The following is a 16,074-nucleotide window of genomic DNA, read 5'->3' as shown; positions in this document are numbered from 1 at the left end:
ACCTCGCATGCGGGAGGCCGGGAGATCACGCGACGACGGTGAGCGCGCCGGGCACGCAGCGCACGGTGACCGGCCCGGCGGGCAGCGGTTCGCCGTCGACGACCAGTGGCAGGGCCGTCCCCCCGATCCCCTCGATCCGGACCTCCCTCGCCCGCAGGGTCCGCACGGCGGGGTGCCGCAGGTGCGCCCCGGCCCGCAGCTTCGGCAGCAGGCGCACCAGGTTGGCCCGGCTCGCCCGGCCCACCAGCGTCACGTCGAACAACCCGTCGTCGGGGCGCGCGGAGGGGCAGATCGGGATACCGCCGCCGTAGTAGGCCGTGTTGCCGACGGCGACCAGCGTGGCGTCCAGCTCGAACCGTTCGTGCTCGGTGCGGACCGCCACGGGGTGGCTGCGGAAGCGGGCCAGCTCGGCGAGCACCGCCACGTCGTAGCGGCGCGGGCCGCGGGGCCACCGCAGGGCGTGCGCCCGCCGCGCGACCGCCGCGTCGAAGCCCGCGCACAGCACCGTCGCGAACCAGGCGTCCCCGGCGGAGCCCAGGTCCAGGCGCCGCCGACGGCCCTCACGCAGGGCCGTGAGCAGCACTTCGAGCGCCCCGAGGGGGTCGAGTGGCAGGTCCAGCGCCCGCGCGAGGTCGTTGCCGTTGCCCGCGGGCAGCAGCCCCAATGGCACGCCGTGGGCTGCGCAGTACCGCACCGCGTGGTGCACCGCGCCGTCGCCACCGAGCACGACGAGCAGGTCCAGCCCGCTCGCCGGCCCGGTCCCGACGTGCAGCTCGTCCACGACCGGCCGCAACCGGGCCGCGACGGTGTCCGCGACCCGCGCCGCCGCGCCGGAACCCGAGCCGGGGTGGACGACCAGCCCGGCCCGCACCTACGTCACGTCGTCGGTGCTGCCGTGCCCGGCCTTCTCGGCCGGTTCCTCGTCGATCTTCGTCGGCGTGTAGTCGAACGGCGCCGGCTGGTCGTCCGGCACGTTCGCCCACTCCGACTCGCTCGCGGCCCGCTCCTTGCGGCGGTCGTGCACGCGGGCGATCTGGATCGCGATCTCGTTGAGCACCGTGAGCGCCCCGGCCAGCCCCAGCATGGAGAACGGGTCCGAACCCGGCGTGGCGAACGCGGCGAACACGAACAGCAGGAAGATGATCCCGCGGCGCCACTTCTTCAGCTGCGGGTACTTGAGCACCCCGACGAAGTTGAGCATCACGATCAGCAGCGGCAGCTCGAAGCTGACGCCGAAGATCACCAGCAGCGACAGCACGAACGAGATGTACTTGTCCGCCGTGAGACCGGTGACGAAGAAGTCGCTGCCGAAGCCCATCAGCAGCGCGAGCGCGTGCGGGATGAGCAGGTACGCCAGCACCGCGCCCGCGACGAACAGGGCGCTCGCGAACCCGACGAACGTCAGCGCGTACTTGCGCTCCTTCGAGTACAGCCCCGGCGCGATGAACGCCCACAGCTGGTACAGCCACAGCGGCGAGGTGAGCACCGCACCGGCGGCGACGCCCACCTTCAGCTGGATCATCAGCGCCTCGAACGGCACCGTCTGCAGCAGGTAGCAACCCTGCGCCCCGTTGAGCCTGCGGTCAGCGGGGATGGCGCAGTACGGCTCGTTCACGATGTGCCCGAGCGACGGGATCGGGCCCAGGTGGGTGTTGAACCAGATGAACCCGAAGATCCCGCCCGCCACGACGGCGAGCAGGGCGTAACCGAGCCGCCTGCGGAACTCGTAGATGTGCTCGATCAGGGTCATCGTGCCGTCGGGGTTGTGCCGACGGCTGCGCTTGCGCCGCCGGTCCCGACGGCTGGAGGAGGCGGCGTCCGCCACTGGAGGGTTCCCGTCCGGTCAGCTGGCGTGCTTCTGCTGCTCTTGCTGCTTCTTCAGCTCGTCGAGCTGGCGCTGCAGCTCCGCGACCTGCTGGTCGGCCGCCGCGGGCTGCGCCGTGGCGGCGGGCAGCTCCTTCTTCTCCGGCTCGGCGGCGGGCTCGCCCGCCAGGTCCTTCGTCTCCGCCTTGAAGATCTTCATGGACTTGCCGATGGAGCGGGCGGCGTCGGGAAGCCGCTTGGCACCGAACAGCAGAACCACGATCAGCACCAAAATGATCAAGTGCCACGGCTGCAACCCGTTCAGCATGAGTGGCCTCCTTCTCGTCTCTTGCCCAATGCTACTGGTTGTCCGAAGTGCGCCGACGCTGCTCGAGCGCGATCCGCAACCCGGCCGAGCGCGCCCGGAGCAGCCCGGTGCGCTCGCCTGTACTCGTCACGACCATGCTCATCGCCGAACGGAACCGGCGCAAGCCCCTGAGCACAGCAATCAGCAGGACGGCCAGCAGGACCAGGCCGGCGGCGGCGAGCACGATGCTCGGCAGGTACGACACGCGGTCACCCTACTGGCCCAAGGTTGACGGAAGGTGACGAGCCCGGGCCAGCGCGTCGGCGGCCCGTCGACGAACCGAGCCGGCCAGCGTGGCGGGGCTCTCCACCCGCGCGTCACCGCCGAGGCTGAGCACCAGCCGCACCATCCACGACTCGTCGCCGTAGCGCATCCGGACCCGCAGCCGCCCGCCCGGCAGCTCGGCCAGCTCCTCGCACGGGTAGTACTCGGCCACCCACCGCGCGTCCGGGTCCAGCACCAGCTCGGCGACCTCCTGCCCGGGCCGCGGCGCGAACACGCCGTCGGTGAGGTCGGTGGGCCGGGCGGTCGGCGGCGGCGCGGCGGGCTCGTCGAGCACCTGGACGTCGTCGATGCGGTCGAGCCGGAACAGCCGCACGCCCTCGGCGCGGCGGCACCAGGCCTCCAGGTACCCGACGGCCTGCACGATCAGCAGCCGCATCGGGTCGACGGTGCGCTCGGTGATCTCGTCCCGCGAGGCGGTGTAGTAGCGGATGCGCAGCGCCCGGCCGGCCTGCAGCGCCCGCTGCACGACGCCGCGGGTGTGCGCGGTGCGCTCGCCCTCGCGCAGGGCGAGCCCGACGACCACGCCGGAGGGCTGGGCCTGCCCGGCGGCGGCCTCGATCTTGGCGATGGCGCGGCGGACGGCGTCGGTGTCGAGCAGGCCGGGGGTCTCGGCGAGCGCCCGCAGCGCGACGAGCAGCGCGGTCGCCTCCCCGCCGGTCAGCCGCAGCGGCCGGTTCATCCCGGCGTCGAAGGTGACGGTGACGGTGTCGCCGGCGAAGGACAGGTCGATCAGGTCACCGGGCCCGTAGCCGGGCAGCCCGCACATCCACAGCAGCTCCAGGTCGCGGCGCAGCTGCTTCGGCGTGACCCCGAAGTCCCTGGCGGCGTCGTCGATCCGGATGCCCGGCCGCGCCAGCAGGTACGGCACCAGCGCGAGCAGGCGCGGCATCCGGTCGGTCGCAGCGCTCACGAGTCCTCCCCCGCGACGGCACGAAGGCGTTCGTGCACGGCCTTGGCCAGCACGTCCGGTTCGAGCACGAGGACGTCGGGCCCGTGCCCGGCGATCCAGTCCGCCGCGCTCTCCGGGTAGTACAGCTCCAGCTCGGCCAGGTCGCCCTCGACCCCGGCGACGGTGAGCCGCCCGGTCAGCTTCGCGCGCCGCCGCACCCCGGCCGCCCGGCGGTCGGCGATCCACAGCTTCGCCGTGGCGACCGGCGAGGACTCCTTGCCCGTGCTGCTGCCCGCGACGAACTCCAGCAGGTTCACGTCCTCGGGCCGGTCCACCTCGCCGGGCGCGCCCGCGGGCCGCACCTCGCCGACGATGCGGGACAGCCGGAAGCAGCGCGGGGCGCCGCGGTCGCGGTCGTGCCCCACGACGTACCAGCGGGCGCGCCACGACACCACACCCCACGGTTCGAGGGTGCGGGTGAGCCGTTCCGCGGAGCCGGAGCGGCGGTAGCCGAACCGCACCGGCTGCCGGTTCTGCACGGCGGCCAGCAGCGGGGAGAACGCGGGCTCGGCGCGCACGCGGGACTCGACGACCGGCGGCGCCGTGTGGTCGACCTCGACCCCGGCGGCGCGGAGTTTGACGAGCGCGCCCTGCGCCTGCCCGGTCAGCTCGGGGGAATCCCACAGCCGCACGGCGAGCCCCACGGCGGCGGCCTCGTCGGGCGCGAGCTCGATCTCGCCCAGCTCGTAGTCGCGCCGGGCGATGCGGTAGCCGTCGGCGCCGTCGAACACCGAGTTGCGCCCGGTCTCCAGCGGGATCCCCAGCTCGCGCAGCTCGGTCTTGTCACGCTCGAACATCCGGGAGAACGCCTCGTCGCTGGCGGCGTCGGCGTACCCGGGCACGATCCCGCGGATCCGCTCGGCAGTCAGGTACTGCCGGGTGGACAGCAGGGCGAGCACCAGGTTGACCAAGCGCTCGGCGCGGGCGGTGGACACGCGAACACAGTAGCTCGGATCCGCGAACCCCTCCCGGAGGTCCCGCTATTACACGCCGTAAATTTCGAACCCATGACCGAACGAGTGCTTCTGATTACCGGAGCGTCACGGGGCCTGGGCGCGGCGACGGCCCGCCGCGCGGCGGGGGCGGGCTGGCGCGTGGTGCTGGTGGCCCGCTCGCGGGAGAGCCTGGCGCCGCTGGTCGCCGAGCTGGGCGAGGACCGCGCGCTGGCCGTGGCGGCGGATGTGGCCGAGTGGAGCCAGATCTCGGCCGCGGTGGCGGCGGCCGAGGACCGCTTCGGGCGGCTGGACGCGGCGTTCGCCAACGCCGGGCAGATGGTGCCGGTGTCGTTCTTCGGCAACGGGGGCACGGACCCCGAGCAGTGGCGCGACATGGTGCTGACGAACGTCTACGGCGCGGCGATCACGGCCCGCGCGGCGCTGCCCGCACTCGCCCGCACCCGCGGCCACCTCGTCCTGACCGGTTCCGTGGCGGGACGGCACGTCCGCCGCGCGAACCTGTACTCGGCGACGAAGTGGGCCGTCACGGGTCTCGCGGGCTCGATCCGCGAGGAGGCGGTCGGCACGGGCGTGCGGGTCACCCTCCTCCAGCCAGGCATCGTCGAAACGGACCTGATCTACGAGGAGATGCGCCGCAAGCCCATGCTTGACCCCGACGACGTCGCCCGCGCCGTCTGCTACGCCCTCGACCAGCCCCCTGCGGTGGACGTGAACGAGATCGTCCTGCGACCCACCGGTCAGGAGCTGTAGAGGATCTTCTCCCCCGCCGTCACCTCGAACGGGAGGTGGTTGCCCGGCGGGGGCAGGGGGCACGTGGCGAACTGGATGAACGCGCACGGCAGGTTCACCGCGCGGTTGAAGTCCAGCACCACCCGCCCCTGCTCGTCCGGCGCCGCGACGGCCAGGCTGCGGTTCGCCGCGTACGTCGTCACGCCGCTCGTCCCGTCCGTGAACAGCACCGAGAACCCGTTGCCGCCCTTGCCGTTGAACGCCGTCAGCCGGTGCGTCGCGCCGTCGTGCTCGAAGCGCAGCACCCCGGGCGAGGTGTAAACGTGCGACAGGCCCTCGACGACCGCGCCGACCGTCACCGGGCGCGGCTCGTCGAAGGGCTCGAACACACCCTCCACCACCCACGCCGGATCGGGCTCGTATGCGGGCACGCCCCGGAACGCCGCCCGCGCCGGGCTCGCCGGGTCGTGCACGCGGACCACGTACCCGCCCCGGCGGGCGACCTCGATCTTGCGCTCCCCGGCGTCGATCAGGTGCCCCGGCCCGCTGTTGACCAGCTCGAACCGCTCGGTGCCCGCCACCGCCAGCTCCTCGCCGGGCGAGACGGTGACGACGGCCGCGCCGTCCTCCTCGTGCCACTGCCCCGGCACCCCGTCGAACCGCTGGGGACTGTCCGTCAGCCAGTGCAATCCGGTGATGGACAGCCACCCGTGCGGCTCGGCGAGCACGCTTTCCCGGTCCCGGTGCCACTCGCGCCACGCGGCGGCGAACCGGTCCACCTCGACCGTCGTCACAGCGAGCTGATCAGCCGGTCGACGCGCTCGTCCACGGCGCGGAACGGGTCCTTGCACAGCACGGTGCGCTGCGCCTGGTCGTTGAGCTTGAGGTGCACCCAGTCGACCGTGAAGTCGCGGCCCGCGGCCTGCGCGGCGGCGATGAAGTCGCCCCGCAGCTTGGCCCGCGTGGTCTGCGGCGGGGTGTCCTTCGCGAGCTCGATCTCCCCGTCGTCGGTGATGCGCCGCACCAGGCCCTTGCGCTGGAGCAGGTCGAACAGGCCGCGACCACGCCGGATGTCGTGGTAGGCCAGGTCGAGCTGCGCCACCCGCGGGCTGGACAGGTCCAGGTCGTGCTTGGCCCGGTACCGCTCCACCAGCCGGTGCTTGATCGCCCAGTCGATCTCGGTGTCGATCTTGGAGAAGTCCTGCTGCTCGACGGCGTCCAGCGCCCGGCCCCACAGCTCGATCACGCGCCGCGCGACCGGCCCGGAGTCGTTGGCCTGCACGTGCTGCACGGCCCTGCCGTAGTACTCGCGCTGGATGTCCAGCGCCGAGGCCTCCCGGCCGCCCGCCAGCCGCACCGGGCGCCGCCCGGTCAGGTCGTGGCTGATCTCCCGGATCGCGCGGATCGGGTTGTCCAGCGTGAAGTCCCGGAACTGCACGCCCTGCTCGATCATCTCCAGCACCAGGTGCGCGGTGCCGATCTTGAGCAGGGTCGTCGGCTCGGCCATGTTCGAGTCGCCCACGATGACGTGCAGGCGCCGGTAGCGCTCGGCGTCGGCGTGCGGCTCGTCACGGGTGTTGATGATGGGCCGCGACCGGGTGGTGGCGCTGGAGACGCCCTCCCAGATGTGCTCGGCGCGCTGCGACAGGCAGTACACCGCGCCACGCGGGGTCTGCAGGACCTTCCCGGCCCCGCAGATCAGCTGCCGGGTCACGAGAAAGGGCAGCAGCACGTCCGCGATCCGCGAGAACTCGCCGGCACGCGTCACCAGGTAGTTCTCGTGGCAGCCGTAGGAGTTGCCCGCGGAGTCGGTGTTGTTCTTGAACAGGAAGATGTCGCCGCCGATGCCCTCGTCGGCCAGCCGCCGCTCGGCGTCCACGAGCAGGTCCTCGAGGATGCGCTCCCCGGCCTTGTCGTGGGTGACCAGCTGCACCAGGTCGTCGCACTCGGCCGTCGCGTACTCGGGGTGCGAGCCCACGTCCAGGTAGAGCCGGGAGCCGTTGGACAGGAACACGTTGGACGAGCGCCCCCAGGAGACGACCCGCCGGAACAGGTACCGGGCGACCTCGTCCGGCGAGAGCCGGCGCTGGCCGTGGAAGGTGCACGTGACCCCGAACTCGGTCTCGATGCCAAAAATCCGCCGCTGCATCTCTCAATGCTAGGCGCTTTCGGCCCAGTCGCGGAGCGCCGTTCGGGCGGCGACACACCCGGAACCGGAAAATTCCCTACCGCGGCCCGGGTTTTCCCGCGCAACGGGACGCCGGCCCCGGTGCCCCCGGAGCCGGCGTCCCGCCCGTGGTCTCGCGTCAGCCCGCGGTTTCCCCGTTCTGCGACTGCTCGCCACCCTCGGCGGGCTCGTCACCGTCCGCGGCGGGCTCGGGCTCCGGCAGCAGCGCGTCGAGCGCGGCACCGGTGATGCGGCGGAACGCGCGGCGCGGCCGGTTGCGGTCCAGCACGGCGACCTCGAGCTTGACCGGCTCGCTCTCGCCGTTGTTCGGGGAGGTCGAGCGCAGCGTGCGCACCGCCATCGGCAGCGCCTGCTCCAGCTCGGCGTCCTCCTCGAAGCCCTCCTTGAGCTTGGTGACGATGGGCTCGGTCTGCCCGCCCATCACCACGAACTGCGGCTCGTCGAAGATCGACCCGTCGTAGGTCAGCCGGAACAGCTGGTCCTCCGCCGACGTGGCGCCGACCTCCGCGACGCAGATCTCCACCTCGTACGGCTTGAGCTGCTCGGTGAAGATGCTGCCCAGCGTGGCCGCGTACGCGTTGGCCAGCGCCCGTGCGCTGACGTCCCGCCGGTCGTACTGGTAGCCCTTGAGGTCGGCGTGCCGGATGCCCGCGACCCGCAGGTTCTCGAACTCGCTGTACCGGCCGACCGCCGCGAAGCCGATGCGGTCGTAGATCTCGGAGAACTTGTGCAGCGTCGTCGACGGGTTCTCGGCGACGAACAGCACACCGTTGCGGTACTTGAGCACGACGACACTGCGCCCGCGCGCGATGCCCTTGCGGGCGAGCTCCGAGCGCTCGCGCATCAACTGCTCGGGAGAGGCGTACAGCGGCATCGTCACGGTGACGGCTCCAAAGTGCTCTGGTCGGAAAGGGGGTTCGGGGGTGGGGCGCCGCTCAGCTGCGGCCCGAGGCGGCCTGCTCGCGGCGGCCCTCGACGACCGCCTCCGCGACGGCCGCGGCCTGGTCGGCGGGCAGGTGCTCGGCACCGCGCTCCGCGGTGACCGTGATGACCGTCGGGAAGATCCGGCGCACCAGGTCGGGGCCGCCGGTGGCCGTGTCGTCGTCCGCCGCGTCGTAGAGCGCCTCGACCGCCGTGCGCACGGCGGCCTCCTCCGAGGCCTCGGGGTCGTAGAGCTTCTTCAGCGCCGACTTCGCGAACAGCGAGCCGGAGCCGATCGCGTGGTAGCCCGCCCGCTCCTCGTACCGGCCGCCCGCCACGTCGTAGGACACGATCCGGCCGGCGCGCTTGGGGTCGTCGGCCTCGATGTCGTAGCCGACGAACAGCGGCAGCACCGCCAGGCCCGCCATCGCCGCGTCCAGGTTGCCCTTGACCATCGTGGCGAGCTTGTTCGTCTTGCCGTCCAGCGACAGCGGGACGCCCTCGATCTTCTCGTAGTGCGCCAGCTCGACGGCGTAGAGCCGGATCATCTCGATCGCGAGCCCCGCGGTACCCGCGATCCCGACCGCCGAGTACTCGTCGGTCACGGCGATCTTGTCCATGTCGCGCGACGCGATCAGGTTGCCCGACGTCGCCCGCCGGTCACCCGCGATCAGCACGCCACCGGAGAACGCCACCGCGACGATCGTGGTGCCGTGCGGCGCGTCCACCTCGTGCGCAGCCGCCCCCGGCGCCTGCCGGTGCCACGGCAGCAGGTCAGGCGCCTGCGACTTGAGGAACTCGGCGAACGACGAGGTCGTGGTCGAGAAATAGGCTGCGGGCAGCGAGGAGCCCGAGGTGTTGTCCATGCGTGCTCGTGATTCCCATCAACGTAGGTCAGTGGGGCAAACGGGTGCGGTGAGCCTAGTGGCCCGGGCGGGAGCGGTTACTCGCCGCCCTTCTGCACGTAGGCGCGCACGAAGTCCTCGGCGTTCTCCTCGAGCACGTCGTCGATCTCGTCCAGGATCGTGTCGACGTCCTCGCCGAGCTTCTCCCGGCGCTCCTGGCCTGCCGGGGCACCGCCCTCGAGTTCCTCGTCGGAGTCGCCGCCGCCGTGCTTTTCGATCTTTTCCTGAGCCATCTCGCCTCCCGGTGAGCTGTTGGTTCCAGACTACCCAGTGGGAACGACAATCGGGGGATGCGCCAGGACACGGCTTGGCACCCGTCAGTCGCTGCCGGTGAGCGCCTCGACCAGTTCCTCCGCCGTCGCCGACGCCTCCAGCAGCGCTCCGACGTGCGCTTTCGTCCCGCGCAGCGGTTCCAGGGTGGGGATCCGCACGAGCGACTCCCTGCCCACGTCGAAGATCACCGAATCCCACGAGGCGGCCGCGATGGAGCTCGCGTACTTCTCCAGCGTGCGCCCGCGGAAGTAGGCGCGGGTGTCCTCCGGCGGGTTCGTGATCGCGTGCCGGACCTCCTCCTCGGTGACCAGCCGCTTCATCGAGCCGCGCGTCACGAGGCGGTTGTACAGGCCCTTGTCCAGCCGCACGTCGGAGTACTGCAGGTCGACCAGGTGCAGCCGCGGGGCGCCCCAGTTCAGCTGGTCGCGCTGGCGGTAGCCCTCCAGCAGGCGCAGCTTGGCCGGCCAGTCGAGCCGGTCGGCGCACTCCTGCGGGTCGCGGGCCAGCGCGTCCAGCACCTCGCCCCAGACCCGCAGGACCTCCTTGGACTGCTCGTCACCGCCCTCGCGCTCCAGGTGCGCCGCGGCCAGCTCGTGGTAGGCGAACTGGATCTCCAGCCCGGTGTACTTCTTGCCGCCGGCCAGCCCGACCTTCGTCTTCAGCGTCGGGTCGTGGCTGATCTGGTGCACCGCGCGGACCGGCTCGTCGAGCTTGAGGTCGTCGAACCGCTGCCCGGCCTCGATCATGTCCAGCACGAGTGCGGTGGTGCCGACCTTGAGGAACGTGGAGTACTCGGCCAGGTTCGCGTCCCCGATGATGACGTGCAGCCTGCGGTACTTGTCCGCGTCGGCGTGCGGCTCGTCGCGCGTGTTGATGATGCCGCGCTTGAGCGTGGTCTCCAGGCCGACCTCGACCTCGATGTAGTCCGAGCGCTGCGACAGCTGGAACCCGGCCTCTTCGCCCTGCGGGCCGATGCCGACGCGGCCGGAGCCGGTGACCACCTGGCGCGAGGCGAAGAACGGGGTGAGCCCCGCGATGACCGACGTGAACGGCGTCGACCGGTTCATCAGGTAGTTCTCGTGGGTGCCGTAGCTGGCGCCCTTGCCGTCGACGTTGTTCTTGTACAGCTGCAGCGGCGGCTGGCCCGGCACGGTCGCGGCCTTGCGCGCCGCCTCCTCCATGACCCGCTCGCCCGCCTTGTCCCAGATCACCGCGTCGCGCGCGTTCGTGACCTCGGGCGCGGAGTACTCGGGGTGCGCGTGGTCGACGTAGAGCCGGGCGCCGTTGGTGAGGATGACGTTGGCCGCGCCGAGGTCCTCGACGTCGGGGTCGTGACCGGGCCCGCCCGGTCCGGCGAGGTCGAAGCCGCGGGCGTCGCGCAGCGGGGACTCGACCTCGTAGTCCCATCTCGCGCGCCGCGCCCGGGGGATGTCGGCCGCCGCCGCGTACGCCAGCACCACCTGTGTGGAGGTGAGCACCGGGTTCGCGGTCGCGTCGCCCGGCACCGCGATGCCGTACTCGACCTCGGTTCCCATGATCCGCCGCATGTGCCAAGCCTACGGGTCCCGGCGACGGCGGGTGAGCGGCCTCCTGGTTGCGGGGTGGTAAACCACTCGCCCGTCGTAGAGTCCGGGCCTGTGCGGGAAGAACTGGTCGCGGTCTACGACGAGCGGGGCGGGGTCGCGAGCAGCGCGACGAGGGCGGAGATGCGGGCGCGCGGGCTGTGGCACGCGGCGGGCGAGGTGCTGGTGCGCTCGGGCGACGGCGGAAGCGTCTACGTGCACCGCCGCTCACCGGACAAGGACGTGTTCGGCGGGCTGTGGGACTGCTGGGCGGGCGGTGTCGTCGCGGCCGGGGAGACGCCGCGAGAATGCGCTTTCCGGGAGCTGGCCGAGGAACTGGGGGTGCGGGACGTCCCGCTGACGCCGCTGTTCACGCACGTCTTCGAGCAGCCGCCCCACCGCTGCCACAACTTCTGCTTCGAAGTCCTCTGGGACGGCCCGGTCACGCACCAGCCCGAGGAGATCGTCGACGGCCACTGGCTGCCGCTGGCGGAACTGCGGAAATGGGCGCAGGACCCGGAAAGCCCGCTGATCCCCGACGGGCGGCGGGGAATCCTGGAGTGGTTCCGCCGGTACTACCCCTGAGCGGAGGGCAGCTTGCCCGCCGCCAGCGGCGCCAGGCCCTTCACGGCCTCCGACGCCTTGGCGGTCGTCGCCGCCTTGACCTGCAGGCCCGACAACACGTGCCCGCTGGCGAGCAGCACCGTGCAGGTGCCGCTCGCGCACCAGCCCCGCACCGCCTGCGCACCGGCGGGCAGCGCCACGGTCAGCTTCTGCCCGTCGCACTGCACCCGGGACAGCACATCGGTCGCCAGCTCGTCGAGGTACCCCGTGACCTGCTGCGTCAACGTCGCGCCGCTGGCGTAGGTCCAGCTGGCACCACGGGGATCGCCCGCGGGCACCGCGTCGAAGCACGCGCCGTTCTCGGCGCGCTCCGCCGCCGCGTGCACGCCCTCCTGCGCCAGGTCCTCCTTGGTCAGCACGGCCGCCGCGACGTCGCCGGCGATCGCCTGGCGTGCGCTGCTCGACGCGGCCGCCGCGGGGTCCGCGGACACGCTCGGCGCGGGCGAGGACGGCGACGTGGTCGTGGTGACCGCGTTCCCTGGCCTGTCGTAGTAGGTCTCGAGGTCGTTGGGGCGGTCGGCGCAACCGGTCAGGCCGGTCAGCAGCACCGCGCTCAGGACCACTACCCGTCCGTGACGCACCGTGTCGTTCCCCTTCGAATCCGTCGCTGGGGCGCCGAGAGTAGCGGAAGTGTTCAGCGCCAATGCAAAGAGGATCTCCGTCCCCAGTACTCCCCCGGCTGCTCGGCGAGCGTAGCGAGTGCCCGCAGTTCCCCTTCGGCCAGACTCAGTTCCGCCGCCGCGAGGTTCGATGCCAGCTGCGCGGTGCTGGCGGGCCCGACGAGCACGACGTCGGCCCACGGCCGGGCCAGCACCGCGGCGACGGCCACCGCGTCGGGCCCCACGCCGTACCGGGCGGCGATCCGCGCCAGCACCGGCGGCGGCGCCACGACCAGCCTGCCGTTGGCGAGGGTTTCCTTGACCAGCACCAGGTTCCCGGCCGCGTGCGCCTCCGCCAGCGCGCGGCCCGCCGACGGTTCCAGCACGTTCCAGGTGGACTGCACCGCGGTGAAGATCGGCCTGCCCGCGATCTCCAGGTCGAAGGCGCGGCGGATCACCTCGCCCTGCCGCGGTCCCGAGGTGGAGAAGCCGACGCGGACGCCGTCGTCGCCGAGCGCGGACAACGCCCGCTGGAGCGCCTCGTCGGTGAACAGCGGGCTGTCCAGGGTCAGCGAGTGCACCTGGTACAGGTTGATCGCGGACCCCAGCAGTGAGCGGCTTTCCGACCACTGGCGGGAGAAGCTGCTCGCCGAGTGCTCCTTCACCTCGTGCATCGCCGCGTCCATCCGCCAGGCACCGACGTAGGTGTAGCCCCACTTGCTGGAGATGGTCAGGTCACCGGGGTCGCGGCGGCCGAGCCAGCTCGCCAGGAACTCCTCCGCGCGGCCGTAGGACCGCGCGACGTCGATCCAGCGGATGCCGGCCTGGTAGGCGGCGTCGAGCACGGCGTGCGTGGCGCGCCGCATCGTCTCGACGTCCCGTTCGGCGGGCAGTTCCTCGGCCCTGCCCAGGTTGATGTACGCGGGCCGGCCCAGTGCGGCCAAGCCGAGTCCGATACGCAGGGCCCTGCCCCTTCCTCCCGGTCTGCACCAGCGCGGGCATAAGCGGTTTCTATGCCTCGCCGTGTAGGTGGTTATACACCGTCGGCGCGCTGCCGGAGGATTTCCAACCACTGCTGGGACGACAGCGCCTGGCGGTGGAGCTTCTCCAGCCGCGCCGCGGGCGCCCGGACGTAGCCCTTGCCGAACACCGGCGCGATCTGCCGGAGGCTCGCGCCCTGCTCCCGCGCGGCGAGCAGGGCCCAGTCCGACGCGTCGGCGCACGCGGCGGAGGCGCGCCGCAGCTCGCCGAGGACGGTGATCAGCTCGTCGGCGCTGACCTGGCCGTCCGCGACGGCCTCGGCGGTCTCCTCCAGCCACGCCAGTACGTCGGCGGCCGTGACGGGCGCGTGCGGACGGGAGGGTTCGGTCATGCGCCGAAGTATAGGGCGTTATACACCTCAGGGGCGAGCGGAGGGACAACCCTTCCTGACGCCGGACGTCTTCCCGGGTGTGGCGGGGAAGATCTTGCGGGCGGTGGCGGGCGCCGTGGGCGTGACGCTGGTGCTCGCGCCCGTGCACGTGACGGCGGTGCTGGGGTTCCCGTTCGCGTCGGAGCGGTACGACTCCAGCGGACAGGGCGGGCCGTTCCGCAGCTGCACGGCGGATTCCGTGTCCTGCGCGGGCCCGCACGTCCCGGTGATGGCCGGGTGCGTGCTCGTCGTCCTCGGCGGGCTGCTGCTCGCGGCGTGGGCCGGACGGCGAGCGGCACGGCGCTGACACGACGGAGGCCGCCGATCCGGCTGGATCGGCGGCCTCCGCTGACCTCGCGGCCCTACAGGTACTGGCCGGTGTTGGTCGCCGTGTCGATGACGCGCCCCGAGTCCTGGTTCTTGCCGGTGACGAGCGTGCGGATGTAGACGATCCGCTCGCCCTTCTTGCCGGAGATCCGGGCCCAGTCGTCCGGGTTCGTCGTGTTGGGCAGGTCCTCGTTCTCCGCGAACTCGTCCACGATCGCGTCGAGCAGGTGCTGCACCCGCAGCCCGGGCTGCTTGGTCTCGAGCACCGACTTGATCGCCGACTTCTTCGCCCGGTCCACGATGTTCTGGATCATCGCGCCCGAGTTGAAGTCGCGGAAGTACAGGATCTCCTTGTCGCCGTTGGCGTAGGTGACCTCGAGGAAGCGGTTCTCGTCCGTCTCCTCGTACATCCGCTCGACCGTGTGCTGGATCATCGCGTCGATCGTGGCCTGCGCGTCCCCGCCGAACTCGGCGAGGTCGTCGGCGTGGATCGGCAGCCCCGGCGTCAGGTACTTGGAGAAGATGTCCTTCGCACCCTCGGCGTCCGGCCGCTCGATCTTGATCTTCACGTCCAGCCGGCCCGGCCGCAGGATCGCCGGGTCGATCATGTCCTCGCGGTTGGAGGCGCCGATGACGATGACGTTCTCCAGCCCCTCCACACCGTCGATCTCGGCGAGCAGCTGCGGCACGATCGTGGTCTCCACGTCGGAGGACACGCCGCTGCCGCGGGTGCGGAAGATCGACTCCATCTCGTCGAAGAAGACGATCACGGGGGTGCCGTTGGACGCCTTCTCCCTGGCCCGCTGGAAGATCAGGCGGATGCTCCGCTCGGTCTCGCCGACGAACTTGTTCAGCAGCTCCGGGCCCTTGATGTTGAGGAAGTACGACTTGGCCTCCGCGGCCCCGCCGTCACCCCGCGCCTCGGCGACCTTCTTGGCCAGCGAGTTGGCCACCGCCTTGGCGATCAGGGTCTTGCCGCACCCGGGCGGGCCGTAGAGCAGGACGCCCTTGGGCGGCCGCAGCTCGTACTCCCGGTACAGGTCGGCGTGCAGGAACGGCAGCTCGACCGCGTCGCGGATCTGCTCGATCTGCCTGCCGAGGCCACCGATGTCCTCGTAGCGGACGTCCGGGACCTCCTCCAGCACGAGGTCCTCGACCTCGGCCTTCGGCACCCGCTCGTAGGCGTAGCCCGCCTTCGAGTCCACCAGCAGCGAGTCGCCCGGCTTGAGCGCCTGCGCGGCCAGCGGATCGGACAGCCACACCACCCGCTCCTCGTCCGCGTGGCCGACGACGAGTGCCCGGGAGGCACCGTTCTCGACCTCGGGGGCGAGGACCTCGCGGAGCGCGCACACCTCACCGGTACGCTCGAAGTCGCCGCCTTCGACCACCGTGAGCGCCTCGTTGAGCCGCAGCGCCTGGCCGCGCTGGAGCGAGTCGACCTCCACCGCCGGGGACACGGACACCCGCATCTTCCGGCCCGCGGTGAACACGTCGACCGTGCCGTCCTCGTAGGCCTCGACGAACACGCCGTACCCGCTGGGCGGCTGGGCGAGGCGGTCCACCTCCTCACGCAGGGCGAGCAGCTGGCCGCGTGCCTCGCGCAAGGTCTCGACCAGTTTGCTGTTCCGCTCCGTCAGCTGGGCGACACGCTCCGACGCTTCGGCGAGGCGCTGCTCCAGCACGCGGTTCTGGCGGGGGGAATCGGTCAGTTTGCGGCGCAGCAGCGCGACTTCCTCCTCGAGGAAACGCATCTGCCGCGCGTAGTCGTCCGGCGTCGTTCCAGCTCCAGTCGTCTGTGAAGGGTCGGCTTCTCCATGCCGACCTCCGGGAAGGTCGTGTTGCATGTCGGCACCTCCTCGGAGTGCTTTTCATCCACGGTACCGGCGATCACCGACATGAAAAGGCCTATCCGCATCACAGGATCGGCGCGTCGCACCGGATACACGAACCCACTGACCGCGCAAGCGCCCGTCACGGTGCCCGTCGCGGTCCTTCGCGAACTACTCTCCGTGAAGCCAGGACGCCATCGGGCGGCCGACCGGGCTGTCGACGATTCACCCATGTCACGACCACCCCACCAAGGCTTTACAGGACGTTCATCTGCGGTGTTCCCTGCCGGAAGACCTTCAAACCGGGGCCCGGCCCGCTTCTCCTCCCCCGGGGAGGAGCGATTTC

General features: G+C 71.6%; 19 protein-coding genes. 3 read left to right on the top strand and 16 right to left on the bottom strand.

Annotated elements, in window-relative coordinates; translation table 11 throughout:
- Positions 1–25 precede the first annotated feature (25 nt).
- Genes BMZ92_RS00645 through BMZ92_RS00620 form a run of 6 tightly spaced genes read right to left on the bottom strand, consistent with a single transcriptional unit; the run spans position 26 to position 4,339 of the window.
- Positions 26–871, bottom strand: a complete 846-nt coding sequence (locus BMZ92_RS00645) for a diacylglycerol/lipid kinase family protein (protein ID WP_091503514.1) — start codon at positions 869–871, stop codon at positions 26–28.
- The gene (gene tatC / locus BMZ92_RS00640) at positions 872–1,825 is read right to left on the bottom strand and encodes a twin-arginine translocase subunit TatC (RefSeq protein WP_091503513.1); all 954 of its coding nucleotides are present in this window, start codon (positions 1,823–1,825) and stop codon (positions 872–874) included. It lies immediately after the preceding gene.
- An 18-nt stretch (positions 1,826–1,843) separates the two neighbouring features.
- Positions 1,844–2,131 (bottom strand): Sec-independent protein translocase subunit TatA, encoded by a 288-nt coding sequence (gene tatA / locus BMZ92_RS00635; protein ID WP_091503511.1) that lies wholly within the window; start codon positions 2,129–2,131, stop codon positions 1,844–1,846.
- Between the two features lie 31 nt (positions 2,132–2,162).
- The gene (locus tag BMZ92_RS00630; RefSeq protein WP_091503510.1) at positions 2,163–2,375 is read right to left on the bottom strand and encodes a bacteriophage holin; all 213 of its coding nucleotides are present in this window, start codon (positions 2,373–2,375) and stop codon (positions 2,163–2,165) included.
- A 9-nt stretch (positions 2,376–2,384) separates the two neighbouring features.
- Positions 2,385–3,365 (bottom strand): helix-turn-helix transcriptional regulator, encoded by a 981-nt coding sequence (locus tag BMZ92_RS00625; RefSeq protein WP_091503508.1) that lies wholly within the window; start codon positions 3,363–3,365, stop codon positions 2,385–2,387.
- Positions 3,362–4,339: a helix-turn-helix transcriptional regulator gene (locus tag BMZ92_RS00620; RefSeq protein ID WP_091503506.1), complete on the bottom strand. Its 978-nt coding sequence runs from the start codon at positions 4,337–4,339 to the stop codon at positions 3,362–3,364. Before BMZ92_RS00620 ends, BMZ92_RS00625 begins: the two co-directional genes overlap by 4 nt.
- Before the next feature lie 72 nt (positions 4,340–4,411).
- Between BMZ92_RS00620 and BMZ92_RS00615 the strand changes: the two genes are divergently transcribed.
- A complete protein-coding gene (locus tag BMZ92_RS00615) occupies positions 4,412–5,110 on the top strand; it encodes an SDR family oxidoreductase (protein ID WP_091503505.1) in 699 nt (232 codons plus the stop codon).
- Here BMZ92_RS00615 and BMZ92_RS00610 read toward each other — a convergent pair.
- The 6 genes from BMZ92_RS00610 to dop all read right to left on the bottom strand — a co-directional run bounded on the left by BMZ92_RS00610 (position 5,098) and on the right by dop (position 10,923).
- Entirely contained in the window at positions 5,098–5,868 is a 771-nt protein-coding gene (locus BMZ92_RS00610) for a DUF1684 domain-containing protein (RefSeq protein WP_091504270.1), read from the bottom strand. The two genes, BMZ92_RS00615 and BMZ92_RS00610, sit on opposite strands and share 13 nt — an antisense overlap.
- Before the next feature lie 11 nt (positions 5,869–5,879).
- Positions 5,880–7,238: a Pup--protein ligase gene (gene pafA, locus BMZ92_RS00605; protein ID WP_091503503.1), complete on the bottom strand. Its 1,359-nt coding sequence runs from the start codon at positions 7,236–7,238 to the stop codon at positions 5,880–5,882.
- A 157-nt stretch (positions 7,239–7,395) separates the two neighbouring features.
- Positions 7,396–8,157: a proteasome subunit alpha gene (gene prcA / locus BMZ92_RS00600; protein WP_091503501.1), complete on the bottom strand. Its 762-nt coding sequence runs from the start codon at positions 8,155–8,157 to the stop codon at positions 7,396–7,398.
- A 55-nt stretch (positions 8,158–8,212) separates the two neighbouring features.
- Positions 8,213–9,064, bottom strand: a complete 852-nt coding sequence (gene prcB / locus BMZ92_RS00595; protein ID WP_091503500.1) for a proteasome subunit beta — start codon at positions 9,062–9,064, stop codon at positions 8,213–8,215.
- A 77-nt stretch (positions 9,065–9,141) separates the two neighbouring features.
- Positions 9,142–9,336, bottom strand: coding sequence for a ubiquitin-like protein Pup (locus BMZ92_RS00590; protein WP_091503498.1), 195 nt, complete (start codon positions 9,334–9,336; stop codon positions 9,142–9,144).
- Positions 9,337–9,420: 84 nt separating this feature from the next.
- On the bottom strand, positions 9,421–10,923 hold the full coding sequence (gene dop, locus BMZ92_RS00585; RefSeq protein ID WP_091503496.1) for a depupylase/deamidase Dop: 1,503 nt from the start codon (positions 10,921–10,923) through the stop codon (positions 9,421–9,423).
- A 102-nt stretch (positions 10,924–11,025) separates the two neighbouring features.
- Between dop and BMZ92_RS00580 the strand changes: the two genes are divergently transcribed.
- Positions 11,026–11,523 carry an NUDIX hydrolase gene (locus BMZ92_RS00580; RefSeq protein ID WP_425425784.1) on the top strand — a complete coding sequence of 166 codons (498 nt, stop codon included), beginning with the start codon at positions 11,026–11,028 and terminating at the stop codon, positions 11,521–11,523.
- Here BMZ92_RS00580 and BMZ92_RS00575 read toward each other — a convergent pair.
- The 3 genes from BMZ92_RS00575 to BMZ92_RS00565 all read right to left on the bottom strand — a co-directional run bounded on the left by BMZ92_RS00575 (position 11,514) and on the right by BMZ92_RS00565 (position 13,533).
- Complete coding sequence (locus BMZ92_RS00575) at positions 11,514–12,125, bottom strand: hypothetical protein (RefSeq protein ID WP_245782811.1); 612 nt, start codon at positions 12,123–12,125, stop codon at positions 11,514–11,516. The genes BMZ92_RS00580 and BMZ92_RS00575 overlap by 10 nt on opposite strands.
- A 71-nt stretch (positions 12,126–12,196) precedes the next feature.
- The gene (locus tag BMZ92_RS00570) at positions 12,197–13,105 is read right to left on the bottom strand and encodes an aldo/keto reductase (protein ID WP_281245124.1); all 909 of its coding nucleotides are present in this window, start codon (positions 13,103–13,105) and stop codon (positions 12,197–12,199) included.
- A gap of 89 nt (positions 13,106–13,194) precedes the next feature.
- A complete protein-coding gene (locus BMZ92_RS00565; RefSeq protein WP_091503493.1) occupies positions 13,195–13,533 on the bottom strand; it encodes a hypothetical protein in 339 nt (112 codons plus the stop codon).
- A 79-nt stretch (positions 13,534–13,612) separates the two neighbouring features.
- On the opposite strand from BMZ92_RS00565, the gene BMZ92_RS00560 reads away from it, so the two are divergent.
- Positions 13,613–13,879, top strand: coding sequence for a hypothetical protein (locus tag BMZ92_RS00560; RefSeq protein ID WP_091503491.1), 267 nt, complete (start codon positions 13,613–13,615; stop codon positions 13,877–13,879).
- Positions 13,880–13,934: 55 nt separating this feature from the next.
- On the opposite strand, the gene arc is transcribed toward BMZ92_RS00560, so the two are convergent.
- Positions 13,935–15,743 carry a proteasome ATPase gene (gene arc / locus BMZ92_RS00555; RefSeq protein ID WP_091503489.1) on the bottom strand — a complete coding sequence of 603 codons (1,809 nt, stop codon included), beginning with the start codon at positions 15,741–15,743 and terminating at the stop codon, positions 13,935–13,937.
- Positions 15,744–16,074: the final 331 nt, after the last annotated feature.

The sequence above is a fragment of the Amycolatopsis sacchari genome (genome assembly GCF_900114035.1).
Taxonomy (GTDB): Bacteria; Actinomycetota; Actinomycetes; order Mycobacteriales; family Pseudonocardiaceae; genus Amycolatopsis_E; species Amycolatopsis_E sacchari.
This window is presented reverse-complemented; position numbering and strand designations above follow the sequence as displayed.

What these genes read in the sequence shown, in the direction of transcription:
- tatA (WP_091503511.1), bottom strand. Translation starts at nt 2,131, where the DNA reads ATGCTGAACGGGTTGCAGCCGTGGCACTTGATCATTTTGGTGCTGATC.
- BMZ92_RS00615 (WP_091503505.1), top strand. Translation starts at nt 4,412, where the DNA reads ATGACCGAACGAGTGCTTCTGATTACCGGAGCGTCACGGGGCCTGGGC.
- pafA (WP_091503503.1), bottom strand. Translation starts at nt 7,238, where the DNA reads ATGCAGCGGCGGATTTTTGGCATCGAGACCGAGTTCGGGGTCACGTGC.
- prcB (WP_091503500.1), bottom strand. Translation starts at nt 9,064, where the DNA reads ATGGACAACACCTCGGGCTCCTCGCTGCCCGCAGCCTATTTCTCGACC.
- BMZ92_RS00590 (WP_091503498.1), bottom strand. Translation starts at nt 9,336, where the DNA reads ATGGCTCAGGAAAAGATCGAAAAGCACGGCGGCGGCGACTCCGACGAG.
- dop (WP_091503496.1), bottom strand. Translation starts at nt 10,923, where the DNA reads ATGCGGCGGATCATGGGAACCGAGGTCGAGTACGGCATCGCGGTGCCG.
- BMZ92_RS00565 (WP_091503493.1), bottom strand. Translation starts at nt 13,533, where the DNA reads ATGACCGAACCCTCCCGTCCGCACGCGCCCGTCACGGCCGCCGACGTA.
- arc (WP_091503489.1), bottom strand. Translation starts at nt 15,743, where the DNA reads ATGCAACACGACCTTCCCGGAGGTCGGCATGGAGAAGCCGACCCTTCA.